We start from the raw sequence: 16,683 nt of genomic DNA on the forward strand, positions 1-16,683 counted from the left end.
ATATAGGATGTGGTCCGTGCGCTACCGGCGGCTCGGGTACTTCGTGGCGGTCGCGGAGGAGCTGAGCTTCACCCGCGCCGCGCAGCGGCTGCACATGGCCCAGCCCCCGCTCAGCCAGCAGATCGCCCTCCTGGAGAAGGAGATCGGCGCCCCGCTCTTCGACCGCTCCCGCCGCACGATCCGGCTCACCGCCGCCGGCGCCGCGCTCCTGCCCGAGGCCCGCAGGCTGCTCGACGACCTCGACGAGACGGTCCGGATGGTGCGCAGCATCGGCGACGGCACGGTCGGCAGGCTCGCCGTCGGCTTCGTCCCGTCGGCCGTGGGCGGTGTCCTGCCCGACCTGCTGCGCGAGTTCCGGGCCACGCACCCGGCCGTCGAGCTGACCCTGCGGGAGATGGCGCCCGACGCGCTGCACCGGGCCGTGCGCGACGGCCGCCTCGACGTCGCCGTCGTCTACCTGCCGGTGGGCGATCCCGACCTCGCCCAGCGCCACCTCGCATCGGAGCACCTCGTGCTCGCCCTCCCCGAGGGCCACCCCGCGGCCGCCGCGGCCACGATCGCCCTCGCCGACGTCGCCGAGGAACCGTTCGTGCTCCCCGAACGCCACGACGTGCCCGGCCTGCACTCGGCGATCACCGCCCTGTTCGCCGACGCCGGCGTGACGCCCCGCATCGCGCAGCCCGGCGTCTGGCTCGTCCAGACCGTGCTCGGCCTGGTGGCGGCCGGCATCGGCCTGGCGGTGGTCCCGTCCTCCGCCGCGACCACGGCGAGAAAAGGCGTGCTCCTACGAGACCTCCCCGAAGCACCCGAGGTAGGCCTGGCCACGATCTGGCGGCCGAACAACGAAAAAATGCCCTTGCAGAAGTTCCTGAGCGTTATGGCGCCATAGTGTCGTTGGAAGGCCCCAAAAACAGCACTATGGATCCACAACGCGTTTGGAGGCCAGGTCTACTCCTGCCTTCTCTGCTATCCATTTTGCTAGCACCGTGTGGTCTGCACCTGGTTCTTCGTTCTCCAGGGCCTGTTCCGCTGCGTTCACCACGGCGCGCGCCACGGGGGTGGGGGTGCCCGTGTCGTCGGCGATCTGCAGGGCCGTGTGCAGGTCCTTCACCATCAGCGAGAGGGCGAACCCGGAGTCGAACGTGCCCGACAGGACGAAGGGCTCGAACTTGACCTGCGTGGCCTGGTTGCGCCCCGTCGAGCTGTTGATGACGTCCAGCATGATCTTCGGGTCGAGGCCGAACCGGGTGCCGGTGCTGAGCACCTCCGCGGCACCCGCGATGCCGATGGCCGACAGCAGGTTGTTGAGCGCCTTGAGGGCGTGCCCGGAACCGGTGGCCCCGGTGCGGTGGACGGCCGACCCCATCGCCGCCAGCAGCGGACGGACCCGCTCGACCGGGTCGTCGTCGCCCCCCACCATGATCGACAGCTCTCCGCTGATCGCCTTGGCCTGGCCGCCCGAGACCGGTGCGTCGACGAACCGGATGTCGCGCCCGGCGGCCCGCTCGGCCAGCGCGACGGTGCTCGCCGGCCGCGACGAGCTCATGTCGAGCACGATCGACCCGGGACGCAGCCCGTCCAGGAGACCGTCACCGAGGAGCAGCTTCTCGACGACGTCGCTGCTCGGGACCATCAGCAGCAGCACGTCCGCCTGCCCGGCCTCGGCAGCCGGCTCGCCCGCCCGCACCCGCCTCCCGGCGATCTCACCCGCCCTGGCCGGGTCGATGTCGTGCACGACCAGGTCGCAGACGTCCGCGGCGGCGAGGTTGCGCGCCATCGGCAACCCCATCGTCCCGAGACCCACGAACAGCACCCGCATGGTCACGCGCGCTTCCTCCCGTCCTGTTCCGGCCCGTTCTGTTGAATTGCCGGGGCGTGCAGCTGCTCCATCGCGACGACCGCCGCCGACCGGACGTGCTCCTCGCACGCGGCCCACGCCGCGGCCGGATCACCGGACGTCGCCGCCCGGGTGATCGCGCGCAGTTCCCGGCGGGTGTGGTCGCTGCGGCCCGGCGCCTGCAGCGTCATCCCGCGCAGCATGCTGGTGCGGGCGTGGATGCCGCGCAACGTCGCGCGGGCCACGGGGTTGCCCGCCCCGTCGAGCAGCGCGTCGTAGAAGCCCTCCTTCGCGGCGAGGACCGCCCTCAGATCGCCGCGGTCGAGCGCCGCCTCGAAGGACTTCAGCCTGCGCTGCAGCGTGGCCTTCTGCGCCGCCGTGGCCCGCTCGGCGAACGCGCGCCCGGCCAGGGCCTCGAGCACCTCGCGCACCTCGTACAGCGAGACGGCGTCGGCCGCGCTCACCGTGGCCACCACCGGGCCGCGCTGGGGCACCATCTCGACCAGCCCCTCGGACTCGAGCTGGCGCAGCGCCTCCCGCACCACCGTGCGGCTCACCTCGAACCGCTCGCACAGGACGCGCTCGGTCAACCGCTCCCCCGGCGCGTACTCCGCACCGACGATCGCGTCGCGGAGCAGGCCGACCACCTGCGTCCGCAACGGCGCTGCTTCCCTGCGAACCGCCGTCATCATGTCCTCGGACCCTCCCGCGCAGGAGCATACGGTAATACGGTCTGCGGGGAGCCGGCCGTCATGCGGCGGGCGACACCTCGGGTGCGGCCGTGATCGGCCGGTGGGCGGTGAGGGTCATCGCGACGCCGCCGAGGATCAGCGCCCCGCCCACCGCCTGCACCGGCGTGGGCACCTGGCCGAGCAGCAGCCACGAGGCCACCGCGGAGGCGACCACCTCGAGCAGCGCGACCAGCGATCCGCGGGGTGCGCCGATGCGCCTGATCGCGGCCACGCCCGCGAGGTAGGCGATCACCGACGAGACGACGACCAGCAGCGTGGCGGCCACGGCCCAGCTGACGTCGACGCCCGCGAGGACCACGCCGGTGGCGGCGGTGTCGATCACGATCGGCAGCACGCCGGCGAGCCCGAGCAACGCGACGAGGACCGTGCCCACCGTCATCCCGATGCCGGCGAGCACGAGCGGCGGGGTGGCGCTGCCGGCGCGGTCGGCGATCAGGAAGTAGCACGCCTGGCACACCGCCGCGGCGAGGCCCCAGGCCAGGCCCTCCCAGCGCAGTTCCACGCCGGTCCAGACCTGCACCACCAGCGACAGCCCGAAGAGCGCCACGACGGCACCGGACATCGTGCGAGCACCGAGCCGCTGCCGGCGCACCAGCCACACCCAGGCGAGCACCAGGATCGGGCCGAGGTACTCCAGCAGGAGCGCGATCGCGACCGGCACGTAGAGCAGCGCGTTGAAGAACGCCACCTGCACGCCGGCCACCGCGAGCACGCCGTAGAGCACCAGCGCGGGGGCGTCGGCGCGGAGCGCGGCGAGCACGCCCGGGCGGGTGAACGCGAGGATCACGAGCATGATGGCCGCGGCGCCGCCGATCCGGACGAGCACGGCACCGCTGGCCGACCACCCGGCGTCCGTCAACGCCTTCGCGAAGGGCCCCGAGAGCCCGAACGTGACGGCGGACACCACCGCCAGCGCAACCCCGCCCCCGGTACGTCCCCCCAGCACGTGGCGAACAACCAGGGCGACACGGCCCGCATTCCCCGGCAGACGGGGGAACCGGCACCGGCCCGATCGGCGGTTCAGGATTCATTTTCATGGTGCAATTGTCGGACGTGCGAGGGGTTGATTCCGGCCGGTCCGAGCGAGGTGGGCCATGATGCGGTCCGGTTCGGGGCGGTTGGTGCTGCAGCGGACGCACCCCCGCCCGAGACCCGCCAGGGGCACGCACGTGCCGGCGCCCGCGATCCACGACGTCGGCCTGACGCGGCTGCTCGCGGTCGCGCGGCTCACCCCCGCCCAGGCCGTCGCGCTGGGCACGGACCTCCTCGCCGCCCTCGAAGATCCGCAGACCGTTCCCGGGGCGGACGTGCGCGTCGGGCCGGACGGCCGCGCCCGCGTCGCCGGCTCCCACCCGACCGGGACGCACGGGGCCAGGCTCGCCGCCGCGGCCGGGCTCGACCAGCTCAGGGCGGCCACCCACCGGGCACCGGTCCCCGCACTCGATCGGGCCCTGGCGGAGGCGCGGGCACCGGACGGACGCCTCGCGTTCGCGGCGGCGATCCTGCGCGAGGCCGATGCGCCCGACGGCGCGCGGGCGCGGGCCGAGCTGTCGAAGCTGGTCGCGCTGGTGGCCGGCGATGCACCGGAGACCGTCGCCCCCGACACCCCGCCGCGCCGGCACCGCCCGGGCCGGACCCCGCGTGCCCGCACCCGGGCGCTCGTCACCCGCAGCTGGAAGTGGGTCCTGTCGCTGGTGTTGCTGGTCGCGATCGTCGCCGTCGAGATCGCCTTCCTGCAGGACCGCATCGTCCGTGACGTGCAGGCGGTGCTCGACGCGGGCCGATCGGCGGCCGGCGAGACGGGCACGCCGACGGCGCTGCCCCCGGTCCTCCCCCCGGGGCCTGCGGCGGCGGGGACGATCAGCAGGGTCGATCTCCGGCCGGTGCAGCCGTGCGCGCCCGGCACCGGGTGCGCGCTGCGCACGCAGGTGGTGGTGCGGCCGCAGGCGGAAGAGCAGACGATCACCTGGGAGCTCCGGATCCTCGACCGGTGCACCGGCGAGGCCGTCACCGTGCCGGGCGGGACGGTCACCGTGCCGCCGCAGGGCGACCGTGCCGACGCGGTCGGCACGGTCGCGCTCCCCCCAGCGGGCGCGCTGGCCGTCGTGGCCGTCACGAACCTGCCCGCCACCGCGGCGAGCGTCCCGGTGAACGTCCCGGAACCCGGTGCGTGCACGAACTAGCGAGCCGAGCGACGTGGGAGGGGGCGACGGCATGCTCGTCGCGGAGCACGGCGATCACCCCGTACCGGACGAGCCCGAGCGGGCACCGATGCGACGCCGGGACACCGGCGGTGTCACGTTCGACGTCGTGGCCGTCCTCGCGGCGGTCGTGCTCGTCGGTCTCGGGCTCGCCAACCTCTACGCCGTCGACGGCGTCGACATGGCGGTCCGGCAGGCGACGATCGCCGCGGTGGGCGTGGTGCTGCTGGTGATGCTGTGGCAGTTTCGGATGCGGGTGCTGACGGCGCTGTGCTGGGGCACCTACATCGCCGCCGTTGCGCTGCTGGCAACGGTGTACGTCGCAGGGGTGACGTTCAACGGGGCGCGGCGCTGGATCGCTGTCGGCGAGCTCACCTTCCAGCCGTCGGAGCTGGCCAAGCTGGGGCTGCTCCTGGCCCTCGCCGTGACGCTCGGCTCGAACCAGCCGCCGTGGCAGCGGTTCGCCTTCGCGGTCGCGCTGGCCGCCGTCCCGATCGGCCTCACCGTGCTGCAGCCGGACCTCAGCACCACGCTCCTCCTGCTCGCCCTCACGATCACCATGCTGATCGTCGGGCGGGTGCCGGCGCGCTTCCTGGTCCCGCTGTTCGGGGCCGCTGCGATCGCCGCGCCCCTGGCCGTCGGCCTGCTGCGCCCCTACCAGCTCCAGCGGCTCGGCAGCTTCCTCGTCGGCGCCGAGGAGTCACCGACCCAGGCCGGCTGGACGGTGCTCCAGTCGCACATCGCGATGGGCTGGGGTTCGCTCTTCGGCCGCGCCGACCATCCGCTGACCGGCCTGCTCGCCGAGTACCTGCCGGAGAAGGAGACCGACCTCGCGCTGGCGAGCCTCGTCGAGCAGTACGGGCTGGTGGCCGCGGCGGGTGCTGTCGTCGCGGCCGTCGTGCTGATCTGGCGGCTCGCGCTGGCCGCCCGCACGCTCCGGCCGGCCGGAGGGGCGCTGGTCGCGGGCGGGCTCGCGGCGCTGTTCGGCGTCGAGGTCATCGTGTCGGCCGGGGGCAACCTCGGCCTGCTGCCGCTGGCGGGTGTGCCGTTCCCGCTGGTCAGCTACGGCGGCACCGCGGTGGTGGTGCACCTGGCCGCACTCGGCGTCGCGCTCGGTGTGCGGCGCGACGGAGCGCGGCGACGGCTCTGGGTCATGTCGCGCTGGCGCAGCAGGCGGCCCCGGCTGGTTCGGGCGATCGCCCTGGGGCTCACCGTGCTCCTCGCGCTGTTCGCCCAGTACGCCTGGACCCTGCTCACCGACCGCGGGACGCAGCTCGCGGCGGCCGGCGAGGCCCAGATGACCCGCTGCGTCCGCATCCCCGCCGAACGCGGAACGATCACCGACCGGCACGGTGCCCCGCTCGCGATGAGCGCCTCGAGCACGGACGCGGGCACCTACGAGGTCCGCGCCGTACCCAACATCGTCCGATCCCGCCCGGACGACCTCGCCCGGCTCGCGGAGCTCGTCGGGCGGCCGGTCGACGAGCTCCGCACCGCCCTCGACGGCGTCCCCCCGACCACCCTCTCGCTGGCGGTGGCCGAGGTACCCCGACCGGTTGCCGGCGCCGTCGCCGCCGCCGGCCCCACCGGCGTGATGGTTCTGCCGACGCCCCGGCGCACCTACCCGACGGGCACCTTGCTCGGACCCGTGCTCGGGTTCGTGGGCCTCGCGACGCCGAAGGAGACAGAACGATGGCCGGACCTGCCATCGGGGGAGTTCGTCGGCCGAGCGGGCCTCGAGCTCCAGTACGACGCTCTCCTGCGCGGCGTGAACGGGCGCCAGTGCGTGTACGTCGACCCGACGGGTGTGCCGATCACGATGGCCGAGCGGGTGGAGCCGACCCCCGGCGCCGACCTGCGGACATCCCTGGACGTCGGGTTGCAGCGGCAACTCACCGGGAGTCTCGATGCGGCGCTGCGCGCGGGATCCTTGCGCGGCGGGGTCGCGGCGGCGGTGGCGATGGACGCCCGCGACGGGCAGGTCCTGGCCATGGCGAGCCTCCCGTCGTACGACAACAGCCTCTACGGTCCCCCGGTCGACGGCGCCGCGCTGGAGGCCGCGGCGAACGCACCGGGTCACCCGATGCTGGAGAAGGTGACGCAGGCGGCCCTGCCACCGGGATCCACGTTCAAGCTGGTCGTGGCCACGGCCGGTGTCCTGGACCCGGTGTTCCCGCCGGGTCGCGCGATCCCGACGGGCGGGAGCTTCACCCTGGGTGGCCACACGTTCGGCAACTGGCGGGCGATGGGCCCGATGAACCTCGTCCAGGCGATCACGTGGTCGAACGACGTCTACTTCTACAAGCTGGCGTACGCCCTCGGTCCCCAGCCGGTGATCGACGCCGCCCGCGCGCTGGGCGTCGGTGCCCCGACCGGAATCGACCTACCCGGGGAGTCGCCCGGCTACCTCGGCACCCCCGAGTCCGTCGCCGCGGCAGGCGGCCACTGGTACGACGGGTCGACGGTCATCCTCGGCATCGGGCAGGGCTACCTGCAGACCACGCCGCTGCAGAACGCCCGGTGGACCGCCGCGATCGCCACCGGGCAGCTGGTCACCCCCCGGCTGGGGCTCGCCACGGGAACCGCCCGGAGCACCTACACGGCGCTGCCCGTCCCGCCGCCGGCCCCGCTGCCGTTCGCCGGCGAGCTCGGCCCCGTCCGCGACGGCATGCGCGGTGCGGTGACCGGTGGGACCGCGGCGCAGCTCTCGGGCTTGCCGATCCCGGTGGCGGGGAAGACGGGAACGGCGCAGGACGGGAGCCTGCCCGACAGCTCCTACGACAACTGGCTCTCGGCGGTCGCGCCCGTACCCGATCCCGGCGTGGTCGTCACGGCCGTCGTCCAGGGCCCCGGAACCGGCGGCAACAACGTCAAGGGCGTGGTGGCGGGCGCGCTCCAGTACTACACCGACCACCGGGCGGAGCTGCTCGCGACCGGGCCCGTGCAGCAACCGACCGGGTGAGGTCTGGGAGCGCGCTGAAGAGCGCCGACCTACTGCAGCGCCACGTTCGAGCTGTCCGGGGCACAGGGACTCGATGCAGAGCCGGTGGATCACTCGGGTCCGGTTCCGCTCCCGATCCCGCGCCGAGGCCGTGGTGGGTGCGGGAAAGGGACCACCGGATAGTCCGCGCGCACCCCGGCAGGAACGGGCTCGTCGCGGACCGGCGTGCCCTACAACCGGGGACGGCCGCCCACGTCACCCCAGGATCCGGTAGTGCACCCAACCCAGCCACCCACCCGAGGCGACTGGCCGAGGACGAATCGGACCGAACGCGTGCGAGGCCGGCGACGGGAGGCGTGCCCGCAGCGGCCGGCCGGGTACGGCGCGCCCACCGCAGCAGCCCCCCGGCGAATGCCCGCACCGCGCAGCGGTGCGACCGTGATCGATCCAACCCGCACCCCGACATGGGGGCACGCCCGCCGGCGGACGAGACCGTCACCGCCGGGTGCCCACGCCACTGTCCTGTGGTCCCGAACCGCGGCACCGACCCCCACCCTGAGCTACGTGCCGCCCCGGGGCACCGCGTTCGAGTTGTCCGGGGGGCAGTGACTCGACGTCGAGCCGGTGGACCCACGCGCGGGTCGGTTCCGCGGAACGCACCGGGACTCTCGCCGCAGCCGTGGTGGGTGTGGGGACGGACCACCGGATAGTCCGCGCGCACCCGGCAGCAACGGGCTCGTCCAGAACCGGCGTGCCCCCACGTCGGGGACGGCCGCCAACGCAACCTCTGGATCCGGTAGTACACCCAACCCAGCCACCCACCCCAGGCGACGGAGCCGACGAACCGGAGCGAACGCGCGCGAGGCCGGCGGCTGGCGGCGGGGCAGGCAGCGACCGGTCGGGTACGGCGCGCCCACCACAGCGGCCCCCTGGCGGACGCCCGCACCGCGCAGCGGTGCGACCCATGATCGATCCGACCCGCACCCCGCTGCGGCCGTGACCACGCTGGGGTGCTGCTCGCGGTCCGTGATCGGCCCGAGCCGCACATCAGCGCGGTGGTCGCGACCGTGACGTGCGGCTCGCCGCGACCGGCCCGGCCGGCGACGGCCCGGGGGGCGCCACCGGAGGGCTCGTGAACCGCAGGGGTGATCGGCGGGCGGGCGGATCGAAGGGTGTTGTCGCGTTCCCGTCGAGCCGGTACTCGGGGTGGCCTCCACGATCGCCCTGATCAGCAGGATCGGGACATGACCTGCACCCATGCAGCTCATGTCCCGATCGCGCCGATCACGGCGCACCGACCACCGGTCCTGGGCCCGGGCGGCGGTGACCACGGGCTCATGGTCGCAACCGAAGATCGGCTGGCAAACCTCGTCCCCTTGATCACCGAACGCCGGCCGGTGGCAATCGGGCAACACCCGACCTCCGCTCGCTACGGCCGGGGCTCGGCAGCGCATCTCCTACCGCCAGCCGAAGGCGTCGAGGACACCCGGGGCGTGCAGGCTCAGCGCGGCGCCTTCGGCCACGCAGGTCAGCGGGTTGTCCGCCATCTTCACCGGGAAGCCGAGCGCCTCCTCGAGACGCTGGTCGAACTCCCTGGTCAGGGAGGCTCCGCCGAAGGCGGTGACCCCATCGGCCAGGATGTCGCTCGCGGCGTCGGGCGGGAGGTCGTGCAGCGCCGCCGCCAGCGTCTGGATGATCTCCTCCGTGATGGGCCGGATCACCTCCGCGATCTCCGCGACCGGGATCGTCACCAGCCGGGCGTGACCGGTCCCGGCGTCCAGCCCCGGCACCGCCAGGCTGGGCTCGGTCTCGATCCGGATCCGGATCTTGATCTCCTCGCTGGTCCGCTCGCCCACGACGAGCTGGTGGTGCTCGCGGAGGTGCCGGAAGAGCGCCACGGTCATCTCGTCGCCCGCGACGCGGCAGGAGCGGGAGGTGAGCACGCCGCCATAGCAGAACGCGGTGGCCTCGGCCGTGCCGCCGCCGACGTCCACGACCATGTGGGCGCGCCGGTCCATCGGGTCGATCCCGCAGCCCAGCGCGCCGGCGATCGGCTCGTCGATGGCCGTCGCCCGGTGCATCCCGGCCTCGTCCGCCGCGGCGAGCAGCGCGCGCCGTTCGAGCTCGGTGGCGCCCGCCGGCACGCCGATGGCCACCCGCCCGTGCATCCGGTGCACCGGGTTGGACACCGCACGCCGAACCACCGCACGCAGGTAGGACCGCGCGGTGTCGAGGTCCGTGATCACCCCGTCCTGCAGCGGTCGCGTCGCCTCCATGCCGGCGGGAACCCGGCCGAGCAGCTCCGCGGCCTCGCGCCCGATCGTGACGAGCACGCCCCGCCGGCCACCTCTGCGCCGCCGCAGCAGCACCGACGGCTCGTCGTAGACGATCGCCTGTGCGACGTCGTAGACGACGGTGTTGGCCGTTCCGAGATCGATCCCGAGGTCCGACACGCCGCCCTCCCCCACGACTCACGTCGGCGATGGACTCGGCTTCGACGACGGCGGCGTTAGTACGCGGCTACCGATCGGTCGCCGACGCCGGTCCGTACCCTCCCCGGGGTGCGGTTGAACCACTGGGTGGTCCAGGCCACCGACTCGCCGATCGGAATGGCACACGCCCTCCTCGACCGACGGGCCGGAGCGCGCGACCTGCTCGACCTGTCGCAGGCGGCGCCCCAGTACCCGGCCGCGCCGGAGGTGCTCGAGCACGTCGTCGCGACCGCCCGCCACCCGCGCGGCGGGGACTACGTCGACATCGCGGGGCTGCCGCACCTGCGCGAGGCGTTCGCCGACGAGCTCTCCGCCGCGTACCGCGGGCGGGTCCGGCCCGAGCACGTGGTCGTCACCGCCGGGTGCAACCAGGCGTTCTGCCTCGTCGCGTCGGCCCTCGCCGCACCGGGCGACGAGGTGGTGCTCACGCTCCCCTACTACTTCAACCACGACATGTGGCTGCGCATGAACGGGATCGTGCCGGTGTACCTCGAACCCGGGCCCGACATGGTGCCCACGCCGGCGGCCGCAGAAGCCCTGATCACCCCGCGGACCCGGGCCGTCGTGGTGGTCACGCCCGGCAACCCCAGCGGCGCGACCGTGCCGCCGGACCGGATCGCGGCGCTGGCCGAGGTGGCGGCGCGGCACGACGTCGCGCTCGTCCTCGACGAGACGTACCGCTCCTTCCGCGACACCGACGAACCTCCGCACGCGCTCTTCGCCGACCCGGATTGGACCCGCACGGTCGTCAGCCTGCACAGCTTCTCCAAGGACTTCGCCATCCCCGGCTACCGGGTGGGCGCGCTGGTCGCCTCGCCGGAGCTGGGCCGGGAGGTGGCGAAGCTGCTCGACTGCGTCGCGATCTGCGCGCCCCGCATCGGCCAGGAGGCCGCATGGGCGGGCCTCACCACAGCGCGGGAATGGCGGCGGGAACGGGCCCGGGAGATCGCCGACCGGCGGCACCGGTTCCAGGTGCTGATGGCCGACCGGCCGGGCGGCTTCGAGCTGCTCTCCTGCGGTGGCCTGTTCGGCTGGGTGCGGCACCCCTTCCCCGGACGGCCCACCGAGGACGTCGTGCGCGAGCTCGTCGTCGACCACGACACGCTGGTCATCCCGGGCACCGCCTTCCTCCCGGACGACCGCGGCACGCTCCGGGTCAGCCTGAGCAACGCCGACCGGGACGCGCTCACCGACTTCGCCGGCCGCCTCACCGCGGTGGGCAACGCCGTCCCCCGTCACTCGGCGTGAGCCTCTGAGCTCCCGTCCGGGCGACGTCCGGAGCTCTCTTTCGGGTCGGAACCGCGCTGCTAGCTTTCCGCCATGGTCAGGCGTGGGCCCCGTTCCGGCACCCTCTTCGGCATCTCACTCGTCGTGCTCCTGCTGCTCGGCGGGGGCGCGGCGGCCGCACCCGCCGCGTACGCCGCAGCCGCGGCCAAGAGCCTCGCCGCCGACGTGATCGCCCGGACCAACGCCGTCCGGGAGGAGGCCGGCTGCTCCCCCGTGAAGGCCGACGAGCGGCTGCGCTCAGTCGCGCAGAAGCACGCCTCGGACATGGCGCGCCACCGCTACCTCGAACACGAGGACCGCGCCGGGACGACCTCGGGTGAGCGGATCGGCTCCGCGGGCTACGACAGCGTCACCGGCGAGAACCTGGCGTACGGCTACCGCAGCGCCGCCGAGGTCATGGGCGTGTGGATGCGGTCGTCCGGGCATCGCGAGAACATCGAGGACTGCGCGTTCACGCACGTCGGCGTCGGCTACGCGGCCGACGGCGACTACTGGGTGCAGGACTTCGGCGGCTGAGCCGGGGCTGGCAGGATCGCCGAACGATCGTCGGCAGATCCGCCGGTCGGCCGAGTGCCGGGCGAAGGACGTTCGGCGCGTGGGAGGGAGCCGTCGTGGACGCGCTCGACCAGTCGATCCTGCGCCGCCTGCAGCGCGACGGGCGTCAGACGAACCGCGAGCTGGCGGACGCGGTGGGCGTCGCCCCGTCCACCGCCCTCGAGCGCACCCGGGCGCTGCGGGCGCGCGGGGTGATCACGGGTTTCCACGCCGCCGTCGACCCGGCTGAGCTGGGACGCGACGTCCAGGCCCTGATCTCGATCCGGATCCGGCCGCAGTCCCGCGAGGCCATCGAGAACGTCCGCGACAGCATGGCCGCCCTCCCGGAAACCCTTGGCGTGTTCGTCGTGACCGGGAACGAGGACGTCCTCGTGCACGTCGCGGTTCCGAGCACGCAGTACCTCCGCGACTTCGTCCTCGACCGGCTGGCGCGGCGCAAGGAGTTCGTCGACGTCCGCACGACGGTCGTCTTCGACTACGTCCAGCCGCGGGAGCAGTCCGAACTTCCGGACACCACGAGGCGGGATCGCCGAACGTCGTCCGGCTGATCGGCGCCCGGCCGCCTCCCGATCGAACGACGAGCCGCCGACGGGGCCACTCCCGAACGATGTTCGATCTGTCGGCCGACCAACCGTTGTTGCGCGCAACATCCGTGGTGTGGAGCAACGAGACCAGCGATCCGGCGTGCTGCTCGTCCTGGCGGCCGGGGCCCTCTGGGGAACCGTCGGGCCCGCGCAGGTGCTGGCGGGTCCCACCGTGGCACCGGCGGCCCTGGGCGGCGCCCGGATCCTCCTCGGCGGGCTGGTGCTGGCCGCCGCCGTCCTCGCGACCGACCGGGCGTCCCTGCGCGCCCTGACCGCGCGCCGGTGGCCCTCGCTGCTCGCGGCATCGGCCGCGACGGCCACGTTCCAGGCGGCGTTCCTGATGTCGGTGGCGACCACGGGCGCGGCCGCGGCAACGGCGGTGACGTTCGGCGTCGCGCCCGTCGCCACCGGCCTCGCGGAACGGATCGCCCTCGGCACCGCGCTGTCCCGGCGCTGGACGGCGGGCACGGTCTGCGCGGTGCTCGGGTGCGCGGTGCTCGTGATCCCGGCGGGCGGCGTGCAGGTCGACCTGGTGGGCATCGCGCTCGCGGCGCTGGCCGGCGGGTGCTTCGGTGTCTACACCGTGTCCGCGAAGCAGCTCATCCGGCAGGGCACCGCGATGCCGGCGGCGGTCGCGGTGACGCTCCTGGTCGGGGGCGCGGTCCTCGCGCCGTGGACCCTGCCGGCGCTCCCCGAGCTCACCGCGCCGCGCACCCTCGCGCTCGTGCTCTGGCTCGGCCCGGTCACCGCGGCGGCGGCCTACTGGTTCTTCGTGACCGGGCTGCGCCGCGTCAGCGCCGCGACCGCCGGCACCCTCTCCCTCGTCGAGCCGCTGGTCGCCACCGCGCTGGCCGTGCTGGTGCTCGGCGAGCGCCCGTCGGCCTCCGTCACCGCGGGCGCGGTCCTGCTGCTCGGCGGGCTGGTGGTCGTAACCCGGCGTCAGCCGACCCAGATCGGCGAGGACCAGGCCATCTCACCGTCCACCTGGAAGACGCGGGCGTAGTAGAACGCCGGTGCGGTGGCGTCGTCCACGAGCGGCACGTCCAGCTCGTGCGCACCGAGCCCCAGCAGCGCGCCGACCGCCGGCTGCAGTGCCAGCTCGCCGGGGAGCTCGTCGTCGAGCACGACGGCCCCGGCGGCCGGCTTCGTCAGCTCGAACGCCACCGTGCGCCCCCCGCACTCGACGTGCACCACCGCGTCGGGCGGCCCGCACACGCTCACCTCCACCCCGCCGCGCTGCGCGCCGTACGGCTCGCCGAAGCTGTGCGTCACGTGCTCCCAGGCCACCTCGTCCTCGTCCATCGCCACCACCTCGGGGCCGACGAACTCGGGAAGCAGCAGGCGGCCGCCGCCGGTCACCCGCAGCCGGCCGTCCCAGCACATCGTGACGTCGGCCTTGCCCCATTCGACCCGCAGGTCGACCCGCACGTGGCCGTCCCGCAGCGCGGGTTCGCCGCGCACGCTGTGCACGACCTCGCCGTCCCGCAGGATGTCGACCCGGGCCAGCTCCGCGTAGCCGCGGGCGTGCACGGTGAGCGGGCGCGGTCCGGACCAGGTGACCTCCGAGCCCATGAGGTGCGGGCCGAGCCGCAGGTCGGCGAGCACGCCGCGGGTGGTGGCGGCACAGGTGCGCCGCGACCACAGCCCCTCGAAGACGTCGGCCCGGGAGAGCGACCGGGCGAGCACGCCGACGTAGCTCGCGCCGTGGCCGTGGTCCGAGGACGCGATGAGGCCGAACCGGTGCCCGCGCTGCAGGCCGTCCAGCGTGAACGTGCCGCCCGCGGTGCCGTCGGAGTACTGCCGGAAGCAGCTCTGCGACTCGTAGTTCCCGCGGCAGGCCTGGAACACCTCGACCAGCCGGCTGTAGCGGGGGTCGTGGTAGTCCCAGTCGTTGTGCACCATCGCCGAGCCGGGGTGGTGCGGGATCGTGATCGCGGGGTACTCGGGGTGCTCCGCCAGCCCCCGCCACAGGCCGTCCGGCGTGGTGCTGCCTTCGGCGAACGCGGAGAAGATCGGGGCGCCCCGCGCCACATCGCCGTAGATCACGTTCTGGTGGCCGGTGTCGGCCGAGGTCCACTCGAAGCCGTAGAGCGGCACGAACCGGCCGGGCACGTGCAGCAGGTCCGCGATCTTCTGCAGGCTCCACCACTGGTACGCGGTGGAGTTCTCGGCGTGGTCGGTGACCGCCCAGAAATCGTAGGAGTTGACGTCCCACGCGTAGCGGTAGAAGTCCTCCAGTGACGGCTCGTCGCCTGAGGTGCACCTGCTCACCAGCGAGTGCCGGTGCAGGTCACCCCAGTACAGGGTGTAGCCCGCCGCCTCGTACCGCTCGGCCGGCTCACCGGTCACCCACCGGCGGTCCTCGCGGCGCTCGTCCGAGCTGATCACGGCGGCCCGCTCACCACCCGTCGCCGCCGGCCCCGCCGACCCGACCTCCGCCAGCACGACCTGGCCGGCGCCGTGCACGCCGTGCCAGATCACCGCGCCGTGGTGGTCGGCGAGGTACGGGCACTCGCGCCCGCCGAACCCCTCCGTCCAGCCGAGGGCGCGGTCCAGCCGGCCGTCGGACTGGGTGACCAGGAGTCCGTCCGCGAGCGACACCTCCTCGAGCGTGGCGTCGGTGCCGGTGAACGTGGCCGGGGGCAGCCAGCCGTCCGGGCCGAGCACCTGCGCCGCCGCCTCCCAGTAGTAGGTCATGAGCGGCAGCTGGCGGTGCACCCGGTAGCCCACCACGAGGCCGCCGTCGGGCGTCGCCTGCAGCCGGGGCAGCGCCGACGGGACGACGTTCAGCCCGGGCGCGAGCTCGCCGGGCGGCGTGACGAGCTCGTCGCCGGCCACGCACACCACCCGGATGCCGGCGCTCACCTCCGGCAGCAGCTCCGGGGGCACGCTGTCGCCCGGCGCGCGCATGCCGTCGGTGTGTTCGGCCCGGCTCGCGCGGGGGCGCAGCTTCGTGGGCCCGCTGCCGCCGTGGCCGTGCACCGTGATCACGTCGAACGCGCACCACAGGCGGCCGTCGGTGGTGGTCGCCAGGCTCGGGTGCAGCGCGTAGTCGGTGCCGCCGGTGAGCCTGCGGGCCGCCTCGCCGCGGCGCAGCACGATCGCGTAGCTCCCGCCGTCGTACTCCGACCACGCGTAGGCCATCCCCTCCGCAACGGCGGCCAGGGTCGGGTCCCACGCGTTGCCGGTGGCGCCCTCGCTCACCCACCACGGCTGCTCCCAGCCACCGGCGAACCGGCGGGCGAAGATCCCGAAGCCGGCACCGGTGCGCCCCTGCCAGCAGACGTGCAGGCTGCCGTCGGGGTGGGCGAGCACCTCCTGGTTGAACGACGGGCCGTCGGTGGTGCTCACGAGCTCCGGCTCGGTCCACCCGGTGCCGCCCTCGAACCGGCTCGCCCACACCCCGACGGAAGGTCGTGAGTGGATACGAGTGCCGGAGCCCTCGTATCCACTCACGGCTGGTGCTGGCGCGCGGCCGAACAGCAGCCATGGCGTGCCGTCCGCGGTGATCGCCGCGGTGGGGCGGAACAGGTCCTCGGGCCCGTCGACCACCACCGCGGTCTCGCCGTCCAGCTCGGCGACGAGCCGGTCGCCGCGGTCGGGCACCCACTCCAGCCAGGCCACCAGCGTGCGGCCACCGGCCGTCGCGACGGTGGGCCGCGCGGCGTTGCGGCTGCCCGCGAGCGGCCGGGCGGCCCCACGGGTCTGGCCGGCCAGGTGCGGCGCGGCGTCCAGCACGGCCGCGGCCCCTTCCAGCTGGGCCGGGATCCGGCCGGCGCCCTCGTCCACCCACATGTAGCGCAGCGGGTCCGGGTCGAGCGCGGCGATCGTGGCGGAGATGTCGACGCAGCCCTCCACCGCGTGCGCGAGCCGGTGGTTGAACGCCAGCACGAGATCCAGGTCGGCCCGCTGCCGGTCGGTGTACTCCCCGCGATGATGATCCGCCGCGCAGCCATGCCCGTGTCCGTGCCCCACTGCTTTCTCCCTCCGATCTACCTCAGCTGAGCGAGCGGGCCGCTCGCACGCTAGGTGCG

Annotated in this window: 12 protein-coding genes; 7 read left to right on the forward strand and 5 right to left on the reverse strand. The window is 74.1% G+C overall.

Annotated elements, in window-relative coordinates; translation table 11 throughout:
* Window positions 1–16: 16 nt before the first annotated feature.
* The gene (locus tag ACU436_RS01825) at window positions 17–889 is read left to right on the forward strand and encodes a LysR family transcriptional regulator (protein ID WP_459020895.1); all 873 of its coding nucleotides are present in this window, start codon (window positions 17–19) and stop codon (window positions 887–889) included.
* Between the two features lie 27 nt (window positions 890–916).
* Here ACU436_RS01825 and ACU436_RS01830 read toward each other — a convergent pair whose 3' ends face one another.
* Genes ACU436_RS01830 through ACU436_RS01840 form a run of 3 tightly spaced genes read right to left on the reverse strand, consistent with a single transcriptional unit; the run spans window position 917 to window position 3,535 of the window.
* Window positions 917–1,819: an NAD(P)-dependent oxidoreductase gene (locus ACU436_RS01830; RefSeq protein ID WP_459022590.1), complete on the reverse strand. Its 903-nt coding sequence runs from the start codon at window positions 1,817–1,819 to the stop codon at window positions 917–919.
* A 2-nt stretch (window positions 1,820–1,821) separates the two neighbouring features.
* Entirely contained in the window at window positions 1,822–2,529 is a 708-nt protein-coding gene (locus ACU436_RS01835; RefSeq protein WP_459020897.1) for a GntR family transcriptional regulator, read from the reverse strand.
* A gap of 58 nt (window positions 2,530–2,587) precedes the next feature.
* Window positions 2,588–3,535, reverse strand: a complete 948-nt coding sequence (locus ACU436_RS01840) for an EamA family transporter (RefSeq protein WP_459020899.1) — start codon at window positions 3,533–3,535, stop codon at window positions 2,588–2,590.
* A gap of 223 nt (window positions 3,536–3,758) precedes the next feature.
* Here ACU436_RS01840 and ACU436_RS01845 point away from each other — a divergent pair, with 223 nt between their 5' ends.
* Window positions 3,759–4,772 (forward strand): serine/threonine-protein kinase, encoded by a 1,014-nt coding sequence (locus ACU436_RS01845; RefSeq protein WP_459020901.1) that lies wholly within the window; start codon window positions 3,759–3,761, stop codon window positions 4,770–4,772.
* Window positions 4,773–4,803: 31 nt separating this feature from the next.
* A complete protein-coding gene (locus ACU436_RS01850) occupies window positions 4,804–7,752 on the forward strand; it encodes an FtsW/RodA/SpoVE family cell cycle protein (protein ID WP_459020903.1) in 2,949 nt (982 codons plus the stop codon).
* A gap of 1,436 nt (window positions 7,753–9,188) precedes the next feature.
* On the opposite strand, the gene ACU436_RS01855 is transcribed toward ACU436_RS01850, so the two are convergent.
* A complete protein-coding gene (locus ACU436_RS01855) occupies window positions 9,189–10,184 on the reverse strand; it encodes a rod shape-determining protein (protein ID WP_459020904.1) in 996 nt (331 codons plus the stop codon).
* 108 nt (window positions 10,185–10,292) lie between these two features.
* On the opposite strand from ACU436_RS01855, the gene ACU436_RS01860 reads away from it, so the two are divergent.
* The 4 genes from ACU436_RS01860 (at window position 10,293) to ACU436_RS01875 (ending at window position 13,652) form a co-directional block, all read left to right on the forward strand.
* A complete protein-coding gene (locus ACU436_RS01860) occupies window positions 10,293–11,471 on the forward strand; it encodes an aminotransferase (protein ID WP_459020906.1) in 1,179 nt (392 codons plus the stop codon).
* Between the two features lie 72 nt (window positions 11,472–11,543).
* Window positions 11,544–12,026, forward strand: a complete 483-nt coding sequence (locus tag ACU436_RS01865; RefSeq protein WP_459020908.1) for a CAP domain-containing protein — start codon at window positions 11,544–11,546, stop codon at window positions 12,024–12,026.
* Between the two features lie 95 nt (window positions 12,027–12,121).
* Window positions 12,122–12,613 (forward strand): Lrp/AsnC family transcriptional regulator, encoded by a 492-nt coding sequence (locus ACU436_RS01870; protein ID WP_459020910.1) that lies wholly within the window; start codon window positions 12,122–12,124, stop codon window positions 12,611–12,613.
* Between the two features lie 109 nt (window positions 12,614–12,722).
* Complete coding sequence (locus ACU436_RS01875) at window positions 12,723–13,652, forward strand: DMT family transporter (protein WP_459020912.1); 930 nt, start codon at window positions 12,723–12,725, stop codon at window positions 13,650–13,652.
* On the opposite strand, the gene ACU436_RS01880 is transcribed toward ACU436_RS01875, so the two are convergent.
* Complete coding sequence (locus ACU436_RS01880) at window positions 13,589–16,624, reverse strand: DUF3604 domain-containing protein (protein ID WP_459020914.1); 3,036 nt, start codon at window positions 16,622–16,624, stop codon at window positions 13,589–13,591. The two genes, ACU436_RS01875 and ACU436_RS01880, sit on opposite strands and share 64 nt — an antisense overlap.
* Window positions 16,625–16,683: the final 59 nt, after the last annotated feature.

The organism is Pseudonocardia wallangbongensis, from assembly GCF_054486945.1.